Here is a 17,991-nt window from a genome sequence, read left to right on the forward strand (position 1 = left end):
GTGTGGTCGACAGTGTAGTCGCGAAGCGATCTTACGCCGGCCTCTTTCAAAATTCCTTTCTTTTTATTTCCCTGCGACGTTTGGTTTGCCCCAGGCCCCGGTGTATCTGGCTGTCATGGGTATGTGCCATGCTGTTGCTGAATGTTGCGTCATCAGTCCCGGCGCGGCGTGCGCTGTTATGACGCACGCGTGACCGCAAAGTCGCGTTTTTGCCGCCTTCCAGCGCATTTGACAATTGCCGGTTTTTCCCTGAATGTGTGCATACCCAAATCAAACGGGCGTATGAATTGAGCGTTTGTCTTGTAGGAACGCTCTTATACAGAATCCCGAATATCGCGCTGACGGGTGTGTCTGGAAGCGAGGGAGCGGCAACCGGCGTCAAGGCGCCTGCCGGCCTCGCACCAGCGTTTGGCGTGTACAGTTCAGCTTCCATATCGTGGAGATCAGTTGATGATTTACGAAGGTAAAGCCATCACGGTTAAGGCTCTTGAAAGTGGCATCGTCGAATTGAAGTTCGACCTCAAGGGTGAGTCCGTTAACAAATTCAACCGTCTGACCCTGGGCGAATTGCGCCAGGCGGTGGACACCATCAAGGCCGACGCCAGCATCAAGGGCGTGATTGTCAGCAGTGGCAAGGACGTTTTCATCGTCGGCGCGGACATCACCGAATTTGTCGACAACTTCAAGCTGCCCGAGGCCGAACTGGTCGCTGGTAACCTGGAAGCCAACCGCATTTTCAGCGACTTCGAAGACCTGGGCGTGCCCACCGTGGCCGCCATCAACGGCATCGCCCTGGGCGGCGGCCTGGAAATGTGCCTGGCCGCGGACTTCCGCGTGATGTCCGCCACCGCCAAGATCGGCCTGCCGGAAGTGAAGCTGGGCATCTACCCAGGCTTCGGCGGCACCGTGCGCCTGCCGCGCATCATCGGTGCCGACAACGCCATCGAGTGGATTGCCTCGGGCAAGGAAAACCGTGCCGATGACGCCCTGAAAGCCGGCGCCGTCGATGCCGTGGTCGCGCCTGAGCAGCTACACGCGGCCGCCCTGGACCTGGTCAAGCGCGCCATCAGCGGCGAGTTCGACCACAAGGCCCGTCGCCAGCCCAAGCTGGACAAGCTCAAGCTCAACGCCATCGAGCAGATGATGGCCTTCGAGACCGCCAAGGGCTTCGTCGCCGGCCAGGCCGGCCCGAACTACCCGGCCCCGGTCGAAGCCATCAAGACCATCCAGAAAGCCGCCAACTTCGGTCGCGAGAAGGCCCTGGAAATCGAAGCCGCCGGTTTCGTGAAAATGGCCAAGACCCCGGCTGCGCAAAGCCTGGTGGGCCTGTTCCTGAATGACCAGGAACTGAAACGCAAGGCCAAGGCCTACGACGAGCTGGCCCACGACGTGAAGCAGGCCGCCGTGCTCGGCGCCGGCATCATGGGCGGTGGCATTGCCTACCAGTCCGCCGTCAAGGGCACCCCGATCCTGATGAAGGACATCAACGAGAAGGGCATCGAGCAAGGCCTGGCCGAAGCCTCGAAGCTGCTGGGCAAGCGCGTCGAGAAAGGCCGCCTGACCGCCGCGCAGATGGCCGAGTCGCTCAACGCCATTCGCCCGACCCTGTCGTACGGTGATTTCGGCCACGTCGACATCGTCGTCGAAGCCGTGGTCGAGAACCCCAAGGTCAAGCAGGCCGTGCTGGCCGAAGTCGAAGCCCAGGTCAAGGAGGACACCATCCTGGCGTCCAACACCTCGACCATTTCCATCAGCCTGTTGGCGAAAGCCCTCAAGCGTCCGGAAAACTTCGTCGGCATGCACTTCTTCAACCCGGTGCACATGATGCCGCTGGTGGAAGTCATCCGTGGCGAGAAGTCCAGCGAAGTGGCAGTCGCCACCACCGTGGCCTACGCCAAGAAGATGGGCAAGAACCCGATCGTGGTCAACGACTGCCCGGGCTTCCTGGTCAACCGCGTGCTGTTCCCGTACTTCGGCGGCTTCGCCAAGCTGGTCAGCGCCGGCATCGACTTCGTGCGCGTCGACAAGATCATGGAAAAATTCGGCTGGCCGATGGGCCCTGCCTACCTGATGGACGTGGTCGGCATCGACACCGGCCACCACGGCCGCGACGTGATGGCCGAAGGCTTCCCGGACCGCATGAAAGATGACCGCCGTTCGGCCATCGACGTGCTGTACGAGGCCAACCGCCTGGGCCAGAAGAACGGCAAGGGCTTCTACGCCTACGAGACCGACAAGAAGGGCAAGCCGAAGAAAGTCGCCGACGCCTCGGTGCTTGAAGTGCTCAAGCCGATCGTCTACGAGCAGCGCGAGCTGAGCGACGACGACATCCTCAACTGGATGATGATTCCGCTGTGCCTGGAGACCGTGCGTTGCCTGGAAGACGGCATCGTCGAAACCGCGGCCGAGGCCGACATGGGCCTGGTCTACGGCATCGGTTTCCCTCCGTTCCGTGGCGGCGCGCTGCGCTACATCGATTCGCTGGGCGTGGCCAACTTCGTCGCCCTGGCAGACCAGTACGCCGACCTGGGCCCGCTGTACCACCCCACCGCGAAGCTGCGTGAGATGGCCAAGAACGGCCAGAGCTTCTTCGGTTAAGCGCCCAACGACTAGAGCGAGAACGTATTTATGAGCTTGAATCCGAGAGATGTGGTGATCGTCGACTTCGGTCGCACGCCAATGGGCCGCTCCAAGGGTGGCATGCACCGCAACACCCGCGCCGAAGACATGTCGGCGCACCTGATCAGCAAACTGCTGGAACGCAACGTCAAGGTCGACCCGAGCGAAGTCGAGGACGTGATCTGGGGCTGTGTGAACCAGACCCTGGAGCAGGGCTGGAACATCGCGCGCATGGCGTCGCTGATGACCCAGATCCCGCACACCGCGGCCGGCCAGACCGTCAGCCGCCTGTGCGGCTCGTCCATGAGCGCGCTGCACACCGCCGCCCAGGCGATCATGACCGGCAACGGCGACGTGTTCGTCGTCGGCGGCGTGGAGCACATGGGCCACGTGAGCATGATGCACGGCGTCGATCCCAACCCGCACATGTCCCTGTACGCCGCCAAGGCCTCGGGCATGATGGGCCTGACTGCGGAAATGCTCGGCAAGATGCACGGCATCACCCGCGAAGCCCAGGACGCCTTCGGCCTGCGCTCCCACCAACTGGCCCACAAGGCTACCGTGGAAGGCAAGTTCAAGGACGAGATCATCCCGATGCAAGGGTATGACGAGAACGGCTTCCTGAAGATGTTCGACTACGACGAGACCATTCGTCCGGACACTACCCTGGAGAGCCTGGCCGCGCTGCGTCCTGCGTTCAACCCCAAAGGTGGCACCGTGACAGCCGGCACTTCGTCGCAAATTACCGACGGTGCCTCTTGCATGATCGTCATGTCGGCCCAACGTGCCCAAGACCTGGGCATTCAGCCGATGGCAGTGATCCGCTCCATGGCCGTTGCCGGCGTCGACCCTGCAATCATGGGCTACGGCCCGGTGCCGGCGACCCAGAAAGCGCTGAAGCGCGCAGGCCTTTCGATCAACGATATCGACTTCTTCGAGCTCAACGAAGCCTTCGCCGCACAGGCCTTGCCGGTGCTGAAGGATCTGAAAGTGCTCGACAAGATGAACGAGAAGGTTAACCTGCACGGCGGCGCCATCGCCCTGGGTCACCCATTCGGTTGCTCTGGTGCACGTATTTCGGGCACCCTGTTGAATGTCATGAAGCAGAACAACGGCACCTTCGGGGTGTCCACCATGTGTGTAGGTCTGGGTCAGGGCATCACCACCGTCTTCGAACGCGTCTAAGCGCTCGCGAGTCGGCGAACCGGGGCCAGGTGCCCCGGTTTTTGTTTTTCAGGATATTTTGTTCAAGCGAGGCAAACATGCAGCTACAGCCAGGGCTCTATCGTCACTACAAAGGGCCTCACTACCGCGTATTTGGTGTTGCGCGCCATTCCGAAAGCGAGGAAGAGGTGGTCTGCTACCAGGCGCTGTACGGCGAATTTGGCCTGTGGGTACGGCCGCTGAGCATGTTCCTGGAGTCGGTCGAAGTTGACGGCGAGCGCGTACCGCGCTTTGCTTTGGTCGAGGCCGAACCGAGCCTGTTCGAGCAGCCCGGCGACGAGATCGCTTGATCATCCGCGCTTGACCTCGTTTCGTCGCCACTATATATAGCGGTGCCTCGAAGGCACCAATCGCTTTCATTTCTAGTATTCAGGAATTTTCCGATCCATGGGCAAATCGCTGGTCATTGTGGAATCCCCGGCTAAGGCCAAGACCATCAACAAGTATCTGGGCAACCAATACGTGGTGAAGTCGAGTATCGGCCATATCCGAGACCTGCCCACCAGCGGTTCGGCTAGCGCCACGAAAGAACCGGTGAAGCGTGGCAAGGCCGCGGCCGCCGAGGCGCCTGCCTTGTCGCCCAAGGAAAAGGCGCGCAAGCAGCTGGTGGCGCGCATGGGCGTCGACCCCGAGCACGGCTGGAAAGCCCACTACGAGATCCTTCCCGGCAAGGAGAAGGTGATCGAGGAGCTGCGCCGTCTCGCCAAGGATGCCGACACCATCTATCTCGCAACCGACTTGGACCGCGAGGGGGAAGCCATTGCCTGGCACCTGCGCGAAGCCATCGGTGGTGACGACACCCGCTACAAGCGCGTGGTGTTCAACGAAATTACCAAGAAGGCCATCCAGGAGGCCTTCTCCACGCCGGGCGAGCTGGACATCGACCGCGTCAACGCCCAGCAGGCGCGCCGTTTCCTCGACCGCGTGGTGGGCTATATGGTCTCGCCGCTGCTGTGGTCGAAGATCGCCCGTGGCCTGTCGGCTGGCCGCGTGCAGTCGGTGGCCGTGAAACTGGTGGTGGAGCGCGAGCGCGAAATTCGTGCGTTCATCCCTGAAGAGTACTGGGAGATCCACGCCGACCTGGGCACCGCCAAGCACGCCAAGGTGCGTTTCGAAGTGGCGCGCGAGAACGGCGAGGCCTTCAAGCCGCTGAACGAAGCCACGGCCATGGCCGCCCTGGCCAAGCTCAAGGCGTCCACCTACAGCATCGTCAAGCGTGAAGACAAACCGACCAGCAGCAAGCCGTCGGCACCGTTCATCACCTCGACCCTGCAGCAGGCTGCCAGCAACCGCCTGGGCTTCGGCGTGAAGAAGACCATGATGATGGCCCAGCGTCTGTACGAAGCCGGCTACATCACCTACATGCGTACCGACTCCACCAACCTGTCCGCCGACGCGGTGGAAATGGCGCGCAGCTACATCGAGAGCGAATTCGGCAAGCAGTACCTGCCGGCCGCGCCCATGGTGTACAGCAGCAAGGAAGGCGCCCAGGAGGCGCACGAAGCCATTCGTCCGTCTGACGTCAACACCCACCCCACCAAGCTGGCGGGCATGGAGCGTGACGCCGAGCGCCTGTACGAGCTGATCTGGCGCCAGTTCCTGGCCTGCCAGATGCCGCCAGCGCAGTACCTGTCCACCACCGTCACCGTGGCCGCCGGCGAGTTCGAGCTGCGTGCCAAGGGCCGTATCCTCAAGTTCGACGGTTACACCCGCGTGATGCCACAGATGGCCAAGCCGGGCGACGACGACGTGCTGCCGGAAATGGACCAGGGCGAGAAGCTGAAGCTGATCGAGCTGGACCCGACCCAGCATTTCACCAAGCCGCCGGCGCGCTACTCCGAAGCCAGCCTGGTGAAAGAGATGGAAAAACGCGGTATCGGTCGCCCGTCGACCTACGCCGCCATCATCTCCACCATCCAGGACCGCGGCTACGTGGCCCTGCACAACCGCCGCTTCTACTCCGAGAAGATGGGCGACATCGTCACCGAGCGCCTGTCGGAGAGCTTCTCCAACCTGATGGACTACGGCTTCACCGCCGGCATGGAAGAGAACCTCGACGACGTGGCCCAGGGCGAGCGCGACTGGAAGAACGTGCTGGACGAGTTCTACGGCGACTTCAAGAACAAGCTGGAAGTGGCTGGTTCCGCCGACAGCGGCATGCGTGCCAACCAGCCGACGCCGACCGACATCACCTGCCGCGAGTGCGGCCGGCACATGATGATCCGTACCGCGTCCACCGGTGTGTTCCTGGGTTGCTCGGGCTACAGCCTGCCGCCGAAAGAACGTTGCAAGGCCACCATCAACCTGGTGCCGGGCGACGAGATCGCCGCCGACGACGAGGGTGAATCCGAGTCGCTGGTGCTGCGTGGCAAGCACCGCTGCCCGATCTGCGCCACCGCCATGGACGCCTACCTGCTGGATGAGAAGCGCAAGCTGCACATCTGCGGTAACAACCCGGACTGCGTGGGCTACGAGATCGAGGAAGGCAACTACCGCATCAAGGGCTACGAAGGCCCGAGCCTGGAATGCGACAAGTGCGGCAGTGAGATGCAGCTCAAGACCGGCCGTTTCGGCAAGTTCTTCGGTTGCACCAACCCCGAGTGCAAGAACACCCGCAAGCTGCTGAAGAGCGGCGAGGCGGCGCCGCCGAAGATGGACGCGGTGAAGATGCCGGAACTCAAGTGCGAGAAGGTCAACGACACCTACGTGCTGCGTGACGGCGCCTCGGGCCTGTTCCTGGCGGCCAGCCAGTTCCCGAAAAACCGCGAGACCCGTGCGCCACTGGTCATCGAGATCATCCCGCACAAGGACGAGATCGATCCCAAGTACCACTTCCTCTGCGAAGCGCCGAAGAAGGACCCCGATGGCCGCCCATCGGTGATCCGCTACAGCCGCAAGACCAAGGAGCAGTACGTGCAGACCGAAGTGGACGGCAAGCCGACTGGCTGGCGCGCGTTCTACGAAGGCGACAGCTGGAAGGTGGAAGACAAGCGGGCGAAAGAGAAAGAGCCGGCTTGATTCATCCCTGAGAAAAAACCGCGCCCCGGCGCGGTTTTTTATGGCCCGATATTTATCTTGCGACGGCGGGCGTTCATCGCTGAAACTGTTCGTCTGCCCGAACCCCGTCGTTACTGGAGGGTGCCCGCCATGGCCCACGAACTCTACACCCGCACCAATCAGAAAATTTACTTCGCCGGCCTCTCCCTGGAAGCCATGGGCAAGGCCGAGCAGGGCCAGGCCATGAACGCCCTGGCGCGCATCCAGGCCGAGCGCGAGTCGTCGTTGTTCCACCTGTACGGTGCCTTGCTGGGCCTGTGCCATGAAATCGCCGGTTTCTACCGCTTGCCCCAGGCCGCTACGCCGCGCGCCGAAGAGTTGCTGACCCCGCAGATTCTGGCGCAGATCGCCATCCCGGAAATGGCCGAGCTGGTCGAGCTGGCCCAGGCCCCAGGCAGCTGGGTGTACGAACTGCTGGCCGCCCACGCGGCGCTGCATCGCCCGCCCCAGGCGCCGAAGGTAGCGAAAGGTGATGTCACCCAGCCACTGATCGTGGCGGTCAACCTGGATGCGCCTGAGGAGCCTGAGGAACTGACCCGCGAGGTGTTGGAGGGCTGGCGCCAGCAGCTCAAGAGTCTGGCCATTCGTTACCGCGATGGCCTCAGTGAGTGCTGATTGCGTCAGCGGCTGCTACAATAGCGCCCTCACGTGGAGAACCCCCCTTTATGCCAACGTCCTTTCTTGAAATTGTCGAGCTGCCCGACGGCCGAATTGAACTGCGCCGCGCCGAGGATGAAGGCTCGCTCGTGACCTTGGACTTCTCGGAAGACGCCAAGGCTTTCCTGCAAGGACAGCATGTTGAAGTCGCCAAGGCCATGCTCAGCGTGGGCGTGCAGATGGCGGGCAAGATGGTGGAAGGCGAGCTGGAGAAAGAAGAAGGCCCGCGCGTCCTGCATTGATCTGGCGCGACTGAGTCTGTGGGAGCTGGCTTGCCAGCGAGCTTTTGATCTTTAAAAGCTCGCTGGCAAGCCAGCTCCCACAGACGTTCTACCCCATGCGAATGTTCAGGCTCTGGGCGTCGCCCAGGCGTGCGGCGGCAATCAACTGCTGGCGCGCGCTGCTGGCCAGCGGGTGCAACCAGCTCACCACCGTGTGGCTGCGGCCCAGGCGCAGCGCCTCGCAGGTCAGCTGCAGGGCGCTCTGGTTGCCGCCCGTTTGCAGGATCAGGATGCGTTCGCGGTTCAGGCCGGCGTCGCGCAGCCAGGCCTGGGTCAGGCTGGCGGGCGGGGCTATCAGGGTCAGCCAGCGGGCGTCCTGGTCCTCGCTGAGCTCGCGCAGCATCGGGGCCAGCAGGTTCAGGCAGTTCCCGGCAGCGCCACGCAATGACACTTCACTGAAGACCTCGGGCTGCGGCGCCGTCCAGGGCACTTCGGTGGCGTGGGTGAACAGCGGCGCCACGGGTTGAGCCATGAAGGCCTCGAACAGGGACAGTTGGGCCGGTTGCATCGAGTGTGGGAACTGCATGGAGCCTCCTTTATCGGCGTATGACGCCGACGCTCAAGCCTTCGATGACCAGGTCCTGATCCTTGAGGTTGACTTCGATGGGTGCGAACTCGGGGTTTTCCGCCAGCAGCCAGACCTTGCTGCCTTCGCGCTTGAAGCGCTTGACGGTGACTTCGTCGCCGATGCGCGCCACCACGATCTGGCCGTTGCGGGCCTCGCGGCAGGTGTGCACGGCCAGCAGGTCACCGTCGAAGATGCCGACGTCCTTCATGCTCATGCCATGCACGCGCAGCAGGTAGTCGGCGCGGGGGTGGAAGAAGGTGGGGTTGATGTTGCAGGATTCCTCGATGTGCTGCTGGGCCAGTATCGGCGCACCGGCAGCGACCCGGCCAATGATGGGCAGGGTGGATTCGTCGGCCTTGGCCTCGAAACCGGGAATGCGGATGCCGCGGGACGCGCCCGGGGTCATTTCGATGGCCCCCTTGCGCGCCAGCGCCTTGAGGTGTTCTTCAGCGGCGTTCGGCGACTTGAAACCCAGTTCCTGGGCGATTTCCGCGCGGGTGGGCGGGAAGCCGTTGTCGTCGAGGCAGCGCTTGATGAAAGCCAGGATCTCGGCTTGGCGTGGCGTCAGTTTCAGCATGTCGATCGCTCTGTCTTTTTATACAGTGACTGGGATTATATACAGTATGCGGGGCTTGGCAATCCTGCCGTGCCCACCGCTCGTCCCTCGAGGCCGCCATGCCGCCTGGCGGTTGCTTCGTGGCGAAACCCCGGCAATGGGGGCGAAACCCCCACCGGCTGTGGTTAAATACGTGACCGACCAGACACAAAACGCCTGCCCGGACTTGACAGGGCAGGGGTATGAAACGTATGTTTCAAACAAGTGTTTGTCAGGTGGAGTTAGCATGGCCCAGTCGGAAACCGTTGAACGCATACTCGACGCTGCCGAGCAGTTGTTCGCGGAAAAAGGTTTTGCCGAAACCTCGTTGCGGCTGATCACCAGCAAGGCCGGGGTCAACCTGGCGGCGGTGAATTATCATTTCGGCTCCAAGAAAGCCCTGATCCAGGCGGTGTTCTCGCGCTTCCTGGGGCCTTTCTGCGTCAGCCTCGAGCGTGAGCTGGACCGCCGCCAGGCGCGCCCCGAGCACAAGGCCAACCTGGAAGAACTGCTGGAAATCCTGGTGGAGCAGGCCATGGTGGTGCAGCCGCGCAGCGGCGACGACCTGTCGATCTTCATGCGCCTGCTGGGCCTGGCGTTCAGCCAGAGCCAGGGCCACCTGCGCCGTTACCTGGAAGACATGTACGGCAAGGTGTTCCGCCGCTACATGCTGCTGGTCAACGAAGCCGCGCCGCGTATCCCGCCGCTGGAGCTGTTCTGGCGCGTGCACTTCATGCTTGGCGCCGCGGCGTTCAGCATGTCCGGCATCAAGGCCCTGCGGGCCATCGCCGAGACCAATTTCGGCATCGATACCTCCATCGAGCAGGTGATGCGCCTGATGGTGCCGTTCCTGGCTGCCGGCATGCGCGCCGACAGCGGCGTCACCGACGAGGCCATGGCCACCGCGCAGCTGCGCCCGCGCAGCAAGTCCACGCCGGCCTTGGCCAAGGCCTGAAACAATTGACGGTGGGCGTGGCCGGCAGCTTCCGCTAAGCTAGCCGCCCATGCCTATTCTGAACCTGCGGCGTCGTCCAGGCGCCGTGTTTACCCCCTTGCTGATCGACCCCTGCGCGGCCCCAGGCTGCGTGGGGCGGCACGCATGCACCCGCGAATCAAGGACTACCCCATGACTTCCCGCCTCCAAGGCTCGTTGATGGTCGATATCGCCGGCACCTGGCTGACCGCCGAAGACCGGCACCTGCTGCGCCAGCCCGAAGTGGCCGGCCTGATCATCTTCGCCCGCAACATCGAACACGCCCGCCAGGTGCGCGAGCTGACCGCGTCGATCCGCGCCATCCGCCCGGACCTGATTCTCGCCGTGGATCAGGAAGGCGGCCGCGTGCAGCGCCTGCGCCAGGGCTTCGTGCGGCTGCCGGCCATGCGCGCGCTGGCCGACAACCCCAACGCCGAGTACCTGGCCGAGCAGTGCGGCTGGATCATGGCCACCGAAGTCCTGGCGGTGGGCCTGGACCTGAGCTTCGCCCCGGTGCTGGACCTGGATCACCAGCGCAGCGCCGTGGTCGGCAGCCGCGCCTTCGAGGGCAACCCCGAGCGCGCCACCGCCCTGGCCGGTGCCTTTATCAAGGGCATGAACGCCGCCGGCATGGCCGCGTGCGGCAAGCACTTCCCCGGCCATGGCTGGGCCGAGGCCGACTCCCACGTGGCCATCCCCACCGACGAGCGCAGCCTGGAGCAGATCCGCGCCCTGGACCTGGTGCCGTTCGCGCGCCTGAGCCAGCAGCTGGCGGCGGTGATGCCGGCCCACGTCATCTATCCCCAGGTCGACAGCCAACCGGCCGGTTTCTCGCGCCGCTGGCTGCAGGACATCCTGCGCGGCGAGCTCAAGTTCGACGGTGTGATCTTCAGTGACGACCTGTCCATGGCCGGCGCCCACGTGGTCGGCGACGCCGCCAGCCGCATCGAGGCGGCCTTGAGCGCCGGTTGCGACATGGGCCTGGTGTGCAACGACCGCGCCGCCGCCGAACTGGCTCTCAGCGCTGCCCAGCGCCTGCAGGTGCAGCCGTCGCCGCGCATCGCCGGCATGCGTGGCCAGGCGTTCAGCAACGTCGAATACCGCCAGGATCCACGCTGGCTTACCGCTGTCGGAGCGCTGCGCGACGCCCAACTGATCGACTGAGGGTAATTCATGACTGTCTACGCGATTATCGGCGGCACCGGCCTGACCCAGCTCGATGGGCTGACCATCACCCGCAGCCTGGCCCTGGACACGCCCTATGGGGCGCCCTCGGCGGATATCCTCCAGGGCGAGTACGCCGGCCACGAGGTGCTGTTCCTGGCGCGCCACGGCCACCCGCACCGGGTGCCGCCGCACAAGGTCAACTACCGCGCCAATATCTGGGCGCTGAAGCAGGCCGGCGCCCAGGCCATCCTGGCAGTCAACGCGGTGGGTGGCATTCACCCGGCCATGGGCACCGGGCACCTGTGCGTGCCGCACCAGTTGGTGGATTACACCAGCGGGCGCGAGCACACCTTTTTCGCCGATGACCTGGAGCAGGTCACCCACATCGATTTCAGCTACCCCTACACCGAGGCGCTGCGCACCCGGCTGATCGTCGCGCTGGCGGCGCAGGGCCTGGCCCACAGCGATTTCGGCGTGTACGCCTGCACCCAGGGCCCGCGCCTGGAAACCGCGGCGGAGATCGTGCGGCTGGAACGCGATGGCTGCGACATCGTCGGCATGACCGGCATGCCGGAAGCGGCGCTGGCCCGCGAGCTGGACCTGGATTACGCCTGTCTGGCGCTGGTGGTGAACCCAGCGGCGGGCAAGTCGACGGCAGTGATCACCATGGCCGAGATCGAACAGGCACTGCACGACGGCATGGGCCAGGTAAAGGCCACCCTGGCCCACGTCCTGGCAAACCCGGCCACCCGCCCGTAACGCGGGTGCGCGGCGCCCCCGGCCGCGGCCTTGCGGCCCCGGCGCAATTTTCCCGGGAATACGCGGCGCATCCGGACGCGACCTTGCGGCCGCTGCTACAGAGGGCGGCGTAGCAGCTGCCGCAGGCTGCGTCCGGCCTCGGCGCAATCTTCCTGGGAATACGCGGTGCATCCGGACGCGGCCTGTGGCCGCTGCTACGGGGTTTATTTCGGTTTGCGTGGCTTGCGGCCGGGCAGGGGTTCGAACAGCGCGTCGATGTCTTCGGGGGCCAGCTTCCAATCGCCGGTCTCGCGGCCTTCGAGGATGCCGGCGGCCAGCGCCGATTTCTCCGACTGCAGGTGCTGGATCTTCTCCTCCACCGTGCCGCGGGTGATCAGCTTGTAGACGAACACCGGCTTCTCCTGGCCGATGCGGTATGCACGGTCGGTGGCCTGGTGCTCGGCGGCCGGGTTCCACCACGGGTCGTAGTGAATCACCGTGTCGGCCGCAGTCAGGTTCAGGCCCACGCCACCGGCCTTCAGGCTGATGAGGAAGATCTGCACCTTGCCTTTCTGGAAGTCCTGCACCGGTATGCGGCGGTTCTTGGTGGAGCCGGTCAGCAGCGCGTACTCGATGCCGCGGTGCTGCAGTTCCTGCTCGATCAGCCCCAGCATCGAGGTGAACTGCGAGAACAGCAGAATGCGCCGATTCTCCAGCAGCAGCTCCTCGAGCATTTCCATCAGGCTGGCCAGCTTGCCCGAGCTGTGGCCGGGGCGCGGGGGCGTGACGCTGTTGACCAGGCGCAGGTCGCAGCACACCTGGCGCAGCTTGAGCAGCGCCTCGAGGATGATGATCTGGCTGCGTGCCACGCCTTTGCGGTTGATTTCCTCGCGCACCTTGCGGTCCATGGCCAGGCGCACGGTCTCGTACACGTCGCGCTGGGCCTCGTTGAGCTCCACCCAGTGGGTGATCTCGGTCTTGGCCGGCAGCTCGGTGGCCACCTGCTCCTTGGTGCGGCGCAGCAGGAACGGCTTGATGCGCGCATTAAGGTGCTGCAGGCGCTCCTGGTCGCCGTGTTTCTCGATGGGCACGCGGTAATCGCGGTTGAACGCCTTGGCGTCGCCCAGCCAGCCCGGCAGCAGGAAGTGGAACAGCGACCACAGCTCGCCCAGGTGGTTTTCCAGCGGCGTGCCGCTCAGGCACAGGCGCTGCCGCGCGCGCAGCTGGCGTGCCGCCTGGGCGGCCTTGCTGCCCGGGGTCTTGATGTACTGCGCCTCGTCGAGGATCAGCACGTGCAGCGGCACCTTGCTCAGCACCTCCAGGTCCTTGGGCAGCAGGGCGTAGGTGGTCAGCAGCACGTCGTAGTCGAACAGGTGGTCGAAATGCTTCTTGCGCCCGGCGCCGTGCAACGCGGCCACGCGCAGGGTAGGGGCGAAGCGCTGGGCCTCGTCCTGCCAGTTGGGGATCAGGCTGGTGGGCATCACCACCATGGCCGGCCGGTCCAGGCGCCCGGCGTTTTTCTCGCTCAGCAGGTGCGCCAGGGTCTGCAGGGTCTTGCCCAGGCCCATGTCGTCGGCGAGGATGCCGCCCACTTCCAGCTCGCGCAGGGCCTGCATCCAGCTCAGGCCTTCATGCTGGTAGGGGCGCAGCGTGGCCTTGAGGTCGGCGGGCGGCCCGGCGGGCTGGGTGCGAATGTCGCGCAGGCGTTCGGCAAAGCCGCGCAGGCGCTCGCCGCCTTCCCAGCTCAGCGGCAGCTCCTTGAGTGCGTTGAGCCGCGTGGCATCGGGCGTGGACAGGCGCAGGCGGGTCTCGCCCGGCTCGCGCAGGTAAAAGTCGCCCAGGGTCGCCAGCACCGGTTTCAGACGGCCATAGGGCAGGGCTACCTGGATCAGCTTGGCCTTGTTGCCCTGGGGGCTGTGCACCGGCACCAGGATCTGCTCGTCGTCGCGGCGCCGCGCCAGTTGCGCCGGGTTCAGGAGTTCGGGGTGGGTGCGCAGCAGGTTGATCAGGATCGGCAGCAGGCTCAGGCGTTCGCCGTTGACCACGATGCCCAGCTCCAGGTCGAACCAGTCGCGGTCGCCGGCCTCGTCAATCACCGCGTACCAGTCGTCCACCGGGGTCAGGTCGAAGGCGAAGTCGTCCGAATACTCGATCTCCCAGCCCTGGTCGCGCAGCACCGGCAGGTCGTTGAGCACGAAGCGCAGCCAGGCGCTGTCGCTGGGCAGCTCGAAGATGTCGCCGGCGCTTTCGGGCAGCGCCTTGCTTTGCCGGGTGGCGATGCGAAAGCCCAGGTTCTGCAGGGTCTCGCGCAGCAGTTTTTCGCTCAGGGGTTGGCGCGCCACGCTCGGTTCGTGAGGCAGGCGGTTGCTGGACACATAGTGCCCGGCGTAGCCGAACGCCAGCGCGGCGCGGTGCTGGATATGCCGCTGCATGCGGCCGTTGCGCGGTTCGAAGGCGCTGAACTCGACACTCCCCAGCCACAAGCGTGGCCGGGGTTCGAGGGTGGTCAGGTGTTCGGACATTTAGCTGGCAGACACCTTGTTCAAAACGACAATCATGTTCATGCGGACTTCGGCGTCAGGCGCTCGAACAGCGCCTCCAGGGTGTTGAAGCGTTCATCGGCGCGCTCCATGGGCACCATGAACTTGAACAGCGTGGCGCCTTCGAACTTGTAGCGGTTGGGCTGGCCCTGGATCAGCTTGATCAGCACCAGCGGGTCCACCGGCGTCTCGGCCGCGAACTCGATGCGGCCGCCTTGCGGGCCGGCGTCGACCTTCTTGATGCCCAGGGTTTCCGCCTGCAGCTTGAGCAGGGTCAGGCGCACCAGGTTCTTGGTCGGCTCGGGCAGCAGGCCGAAGCGGTCGATCATCTCCACCTGCAGGTCCTTGAGGCCGTCCTCGTCCACCGCCGAGGCGATGCGCTTGTACAGGATAAGCCGCGCGTGCACGTCGGGCAGGTAGTCCTCGGGGATCAGCGCCGGCAGGCGCAGGTTGATCTCCGGGCCGCCGCCCAGGGGCTGGTCGAGGTTGGGCTGCTCGCCCTTGCGGATGGCCTTCACCGCGCGTTCGAGCATTTCCATGTACAGGGTGAAGCCCACTGCCTGGATCTGGCCGCTCTGGCCTTCGCCCAGCAGCTCGCCGGCGCCACGGATTTCCAGGTCGTTGGTGGCCAGCACAAAGCCGGCGCCCAGGTCCTGGGTGTTGGCGATGGCCTCCAGGCGCTTTTCGGCGTCCGGGGTGATCTGTTGCCGGGGTGGCGTCAGCAGGTAGGCGTAGGCCTGGTGGTGGCTACGGCCCACGCGGCCACGCAGCTGGTGCAGTTGGGCCAGGCCGAACTTGTCGGCGCGCTCGATGATGATGGTGTTGGCGCTGGGCACGTCGATGCCGGTCTCGATGATGGTCGAGGCAATCAGCACGTTGAAGCGCTTGTGGTAGAAGTCACTCATCACCTGTTCGAGTTCGCGCTCGCGCATCTGCCCGTGGCCGATGCCGATGCGTGCCTCGGGCACCAGTTCGGCGAGGTCGGCGGCGCACTTCTCGATGGTCTTCACGTCGTTGTGCAGGTAGTACACCTGGCCGCCACGCAGCAGCTCACGCAGCAGCGCCTCTTTCACGGTGCTCTTGTTCTGCTCCATGACGAAGGTGCGCACCGACAGCCGCCGCGCGGGCGGGGTGGCGATGATCGACAGGTCGCGCATGCCCGACACCGCCATGTTCAGCGTGCGCGGGATGGGCGTGGCGGTCAGGGTGAGGATGTCCACTTCGCTGCGCAGGGCCTTGAGTTGCTCCTTCTGGCGCACGCCGAAACGGTGTTCCTCGTCGATGATCACCAGGCCCAGGTTCTTGATCTTGACGTCGTCCTGCAGCAGCTTGTGGGTGCCGATGACGATGTCGATCTTGCCTTCGGCCAGCTCTGCCACGGCGGCGCTGACTTCCTTGGCGGACTTGAAGCGGCTCATCACCTCGACGCGCACCGGCCAGTCGGCGAAGCGGTCGCGGAAGCTGTTGTAGTGCTGCTGGGCGAGCAGGGTGGTGGGCACCAGGATGGCCACCTGGCGGCCGCCGTGCACGGCGATGAACGCCGCGCGCATGGCCACCTCGGTCTTGCCGAAGCCGACGTCGCCGCACACCAGGCGGTCCATGGGCTTGGGCGCGAGCATGTCCTCGCGCACCGCCTCGATGGCCGACTGCTGGTCGGGAGTTTCCTCGAAGGGGAAGCCGGCGCTGAAGGTGGCGTAGTCCAGCGACGGGTCGGCGAAGGCGTAGCCCTTGCGTGCCGCCCGGCGGGCGTAGATGTCGAGCAGCTCGGCGGCCACGTCGCGCACCTGTTCGGCGGCCTTGCGCTTGGCCTTCTGCCAGGTTTCCGAGCCCAGCCGGTGCAGCGGCGCCAGGGCGTCATCGCTGCCGGTGTAGCGGGCAATCAGGTGCAGGTTGGCCACTGGCACGTAGAGCTTGGCGTTCTCGGCGTATTCCAGGGTGAGGAATTCGGCCATCTGGTTTTCGATTTCCAGGGTCGCCAGGCCCAGGTAGCGGCCCACGCCGTGGTCGATGTGCACCACCGGCGCGCCTTCGCGCAGCTCGGCGAGGTTCTTGATGACCGCGTCGTTGTTGCCGTCGGTGCGTTTTTCGCGGCGACGGCGCTGCATCACGCGCTGGCCGAACAGCGGGCTCTCGGCGACCAGCGCCAGGGCCGGGTCGTCCAGCACCAGGCCCTCGTCCAGCGGCGCGATGGTGATGGCCAGGCGGTCCTTGCCACCGGCGAAATCGGCCCAGCCGTCGACGGTCTTCGGCTTCAGCTTGAGGCGGTCCAGCAGCTCCAGCAGCACCTCGCGGCGGCCCGCCGATTCGGCGGTGAACAGCACGCGGCCGGGGAACTGGTCGAGGAAGTTCGACAGCGCCGCCAGCGGCTGGTTGGCCTTGGCCTCGATGGCAAGGTTGGGCAGTACCTGCGCCGGGAAGCGGTCGCGGCCCACGCCAGGCTCGATGTCGGCCTGGCTGACGACTACGCGCGGCCAGCCCTTGAGGCGGGCGAAGCAGTCTTCCACTGGCAGGAACAGTTCGGCCGGCGGCAGCAGCGGCCGCTGCTTGTCGATCTTGCGTTCCTCGTAGCGGTTGCGCACGTCGTTCCAGAAGTTCTCCGCGGCCTGCTCGATGCCCGGCAGCGAGAACACCTGGGTGTCCTGGGGCAGGTAGTCGAACAGCGTCGAGGTGTCCTCGAAGAACAGCGGCAGGTAGTACTCGATGCCGGCCGGGGTGATGCCGCTGCTCAGGTCCTGGAAGATCGGCGTGCGCCGGAAGTCGACGTCGAAGCGCTCGCGGAAGCGCGCCTTGAAGCGCGTCACGGCTTCCTTCTGCAGCGGGAACTCGCGGGCCGGCAGCAGGCGCACCGAGTCCACCTTGTCGATGGAACGCTGGGTTTCCGGGTCGAAGGTGCGCAGGGTCTCGATCTCGTCATCGAACAGGTCGATGCGGTAGGGCAGCTTGCTGCCCATGGGGAACAGGTCTATCAGCGCGCCGCGCACGGTGAACTCGCCGTGCTCGTACACCGTGTCCACGTAGCGGTAGCCGCTGGCCTCCAGGCGCGTGCGCATCTGCTCCACGTCCAGCTTCTGGCCGACGTCCAGCACCAGGCTGCTGCCGAGCAGGAATTGCGTGGGCGCCAGCCGATGTAGGGCAGTGGTCACCGGCACTACCAAAACCCCGTGGTCGAGCTCCGGCAGGCGGTACAGGCTGGCAATGCGTTGGGAAATGATGTCCTGGTGCGGCGAGAACAGGTCGTACGGCAGGGTTTCCCAGTCAGGGAAATGCAGCACGGGCAGGCCGGGGGCGAAGAAGCGCAGCTCCTGCTCCAGCCGGTCGGCGCTCTGGCTGTCGGCCGTCAGCAGCAGGGTAAAGCGCTTGGCGGCGCTGGCGGCTTCGGCAATGGCCAGGCTCAGGGCGGCCCCTGGCAGGTTGCCCCAGGTGTGTTTCCCCGCGGTGGAGGACAGTAGCGGTAGACGCAGGACAGGCACGGGCGGTCAGGCTCCAGGCGTTGCGACAAAGACAACGATTGTACCGACCCTTGGCCGGGCTGTCAGTTTCGACCGCTCGAAAACGAAACCTTCGCCGCAAAG

13 protein-coding genes are annotated in these 17,991 nt (G+C 65.0%); 9 read left to right on the top strand and 4 right to left on the bottom strand.

The window, feature by feature from the left end:
- The first annotated feature begins 450 nt into the window (after window positions 1-450).
- The 6 genes from fadB to RAM80_RS26955 all read left to right on the top strand — a co-directional run bounded on the left by fadB (window position 451) and on the right by RAM80_RS26955 (window position 7,799).
- Window positions 451-2,598, top strand: coding sequence for a fatty acid oxidation complex subunit alpha FadB (fadB, locus tag RAM80_RS26930; RefSeq protein ID WP_416423423.1), 2,148 nt, complete (start codon window positions 451-453; stop codon window positions 2,596-2,598).
- A gap of 30 nt (window positions 2,599-2,628) precedes the next feature.
- Complete coding sequence (fadA, locus tag RAM80_RS26935; RefSeq protein ID WP_416423424.1) at window positions 2,629-3,804, top strand: acetyl-CoA C-acyltransferase FadA; 1,176 nt, start codon at window positions 2,629-2,631, stop codon at window positions 3,802-3,804.
- 77 nt (window positions 3,805-3,881) lie between these two features.
- Window positions 3,882-4,133, top strand: a complete 252-nt coding sequence (locus RAM80_RS26940) for a DUF1653 domain-containing protein (protein ID WP_416423425.1) — start codon at window positions 3,882-3,884, stop codon at window positions 4,131-4,133.
- Between the two features lie 97 nt (window positions 4,134-4,230).
- Window positions 4,231-6,861 carry a type I DNA topoisomerase gene (topA, locus tag RAM80_RS26945; RefSeq protein ID WP_416423426.1) on the top strand — a complete coding sequence of 877 codons (2,631 nt, stop codon included), beginning with the start codon at window positions 4,231-4,233 and terminating at the stop codon, window positions 6,859-6,861.
- A 129-nt stretch (window positions 6,862-6,990) separates the two neighbouring features.
- On the top strand, window positions 6,991-7,515 hold the full coding sequence (locus tag RAM80_RS26950) for a DUF6586 family protein (RefSeq protein ID WP_416423427.1): 525 nt from the start codon (window positions 6,991-6,993) through the stop codon (window positions 7,513-7,515).
- A gap of 50 nt (window positions 7,516-7,565) precedes the next feature.
- Window positions 7,566-7,799, top strand: coding sequence for a hypothetical protein (locus tag RAM80_RS26955; RefSeq protein ID WP_416423428.1), 234 nt, complete (start codon window positions 7,566-7,568; stop codon window positions 7,797-7,799).
- A gap of 88 nt (window positions 7,800-7,887) precedes the next feature.
- Here the strand turns inward: RAM80_RS26955 and sulA are convergent, their stop codons facing one another.
- Complete coding sequence (sulA, locus tag RAM80_RS26960; RefSeq protein WP_416423429.1) at window positions 7,888-8,364, bottom strand: SOS-induced cell division inhibitor SulA; 477 nt, start codon at window positions 8,362-8,364, stop codon at window positions 7,888-7,890.
- 10 nt (window positions 8,365-8,374) lie between these two features.
- The gene (lexA, locus tag RAM80_RS26965; protein ID WP_027978423.1) at window positions 8,375-8,983 is read right to left on the bottom strand and encodes a transcriptional repressor LexA; all 609 of its coding nucleotides are present in this window, start codon (window positions 8,981-8,983) and stop codon (window positions 8,375-8,377) included.
- 265 nt (window positions 8,984-9,248) lie between these two features.
- On the opposite strand from lexA, the gene RAM80_RS26970 reads away from it, so the two are divergent.
- From RAM80_RS26970 to RAM80_RS26980, 3 genes are all read left to right on the top strand, one after another.
- The gene (locus tag RAM80_RS26970) at window positions 9,249-9,956 is read left to right on the top strand and encodes a TetR family transcriptional regulator (protein WP_416423430.1); all 708 of its coding nucleotides are present in this window, start codon (window positions 9,249-9,251) and stop codon (window positions 9,954-9,956) included.
- Between the two features lie 171 nt (window positions 9,957-10,127).
- Window positions 10,128-11,138, top strand: a complete 1,011-nt coding sequence (nagZ, locus tag RAM80_RS26975; protein ID WP_416423431.1) for a beta-N-acetylhexosaminidase — start codon at window positions 10,128-10,130, stop codon at window positions 11,136-11,138.
- 9 nt (window positions 11,139-11,147) lie between these two features.
- Window positions 11,148-11,900 carry an S-methyl-5'-thioinosine phosphorylase gene (locus RAM80_RS26980; protein WP_416423432.1) on the top strand — a complete coding sequence of 251 codons (753 nt, stop codon included), beginning with the start codon at window positions 11,148-11,150 and terminating at the stop codon, window positions 11,898-11,900.
- A gap of 203 nt (window positions 11,901-12,103) precedes the next feature.
- On the opposite strand, the gene RAM80_RS26985 is transcribed toward RAM80_RS26980, so the two are convergent.
- Together RAM80_RS26985 and mfd are read right to left on the bottom strand one after the other, a co-directional pair.
- Window positions 12,104-14,401, bottom strand: a complete 2,298-nt coding sequence (locus RAM80_RS26985) for a DEAD/DEAH box helicase (protein ID WP_416423433.1) — start codon at window positions 14,399-14,401, stop codon at window positions 12,104-12,106.
- A gap of 38 nt (window positions 14,402-14,439) precedes the next feature.
- Window positions 14,440-17,889, bottom strand: a complete 3,450-nt coding sequence (gene mfd, locus RAM80_RS26990; RefSeq protein ID WP_416423434.1) for a transcription-repair coupling factor — start codon at window positions 17,887-17,889, stop codon at window positions 14,440-14,442.
- Between the last annotated feature and the right edge of the window lie 102 nt (window positions 17,890-17,991).

The organism is Pseudomonas sp. App30, from assembly GCF_047947025.1.
Taxonomy (GTDB): Bacteria; Pseudomonadota; Gammaproteobacteria; order Pseudomonadales; family Pseudomonadaceae; genus Aquipseudomonas.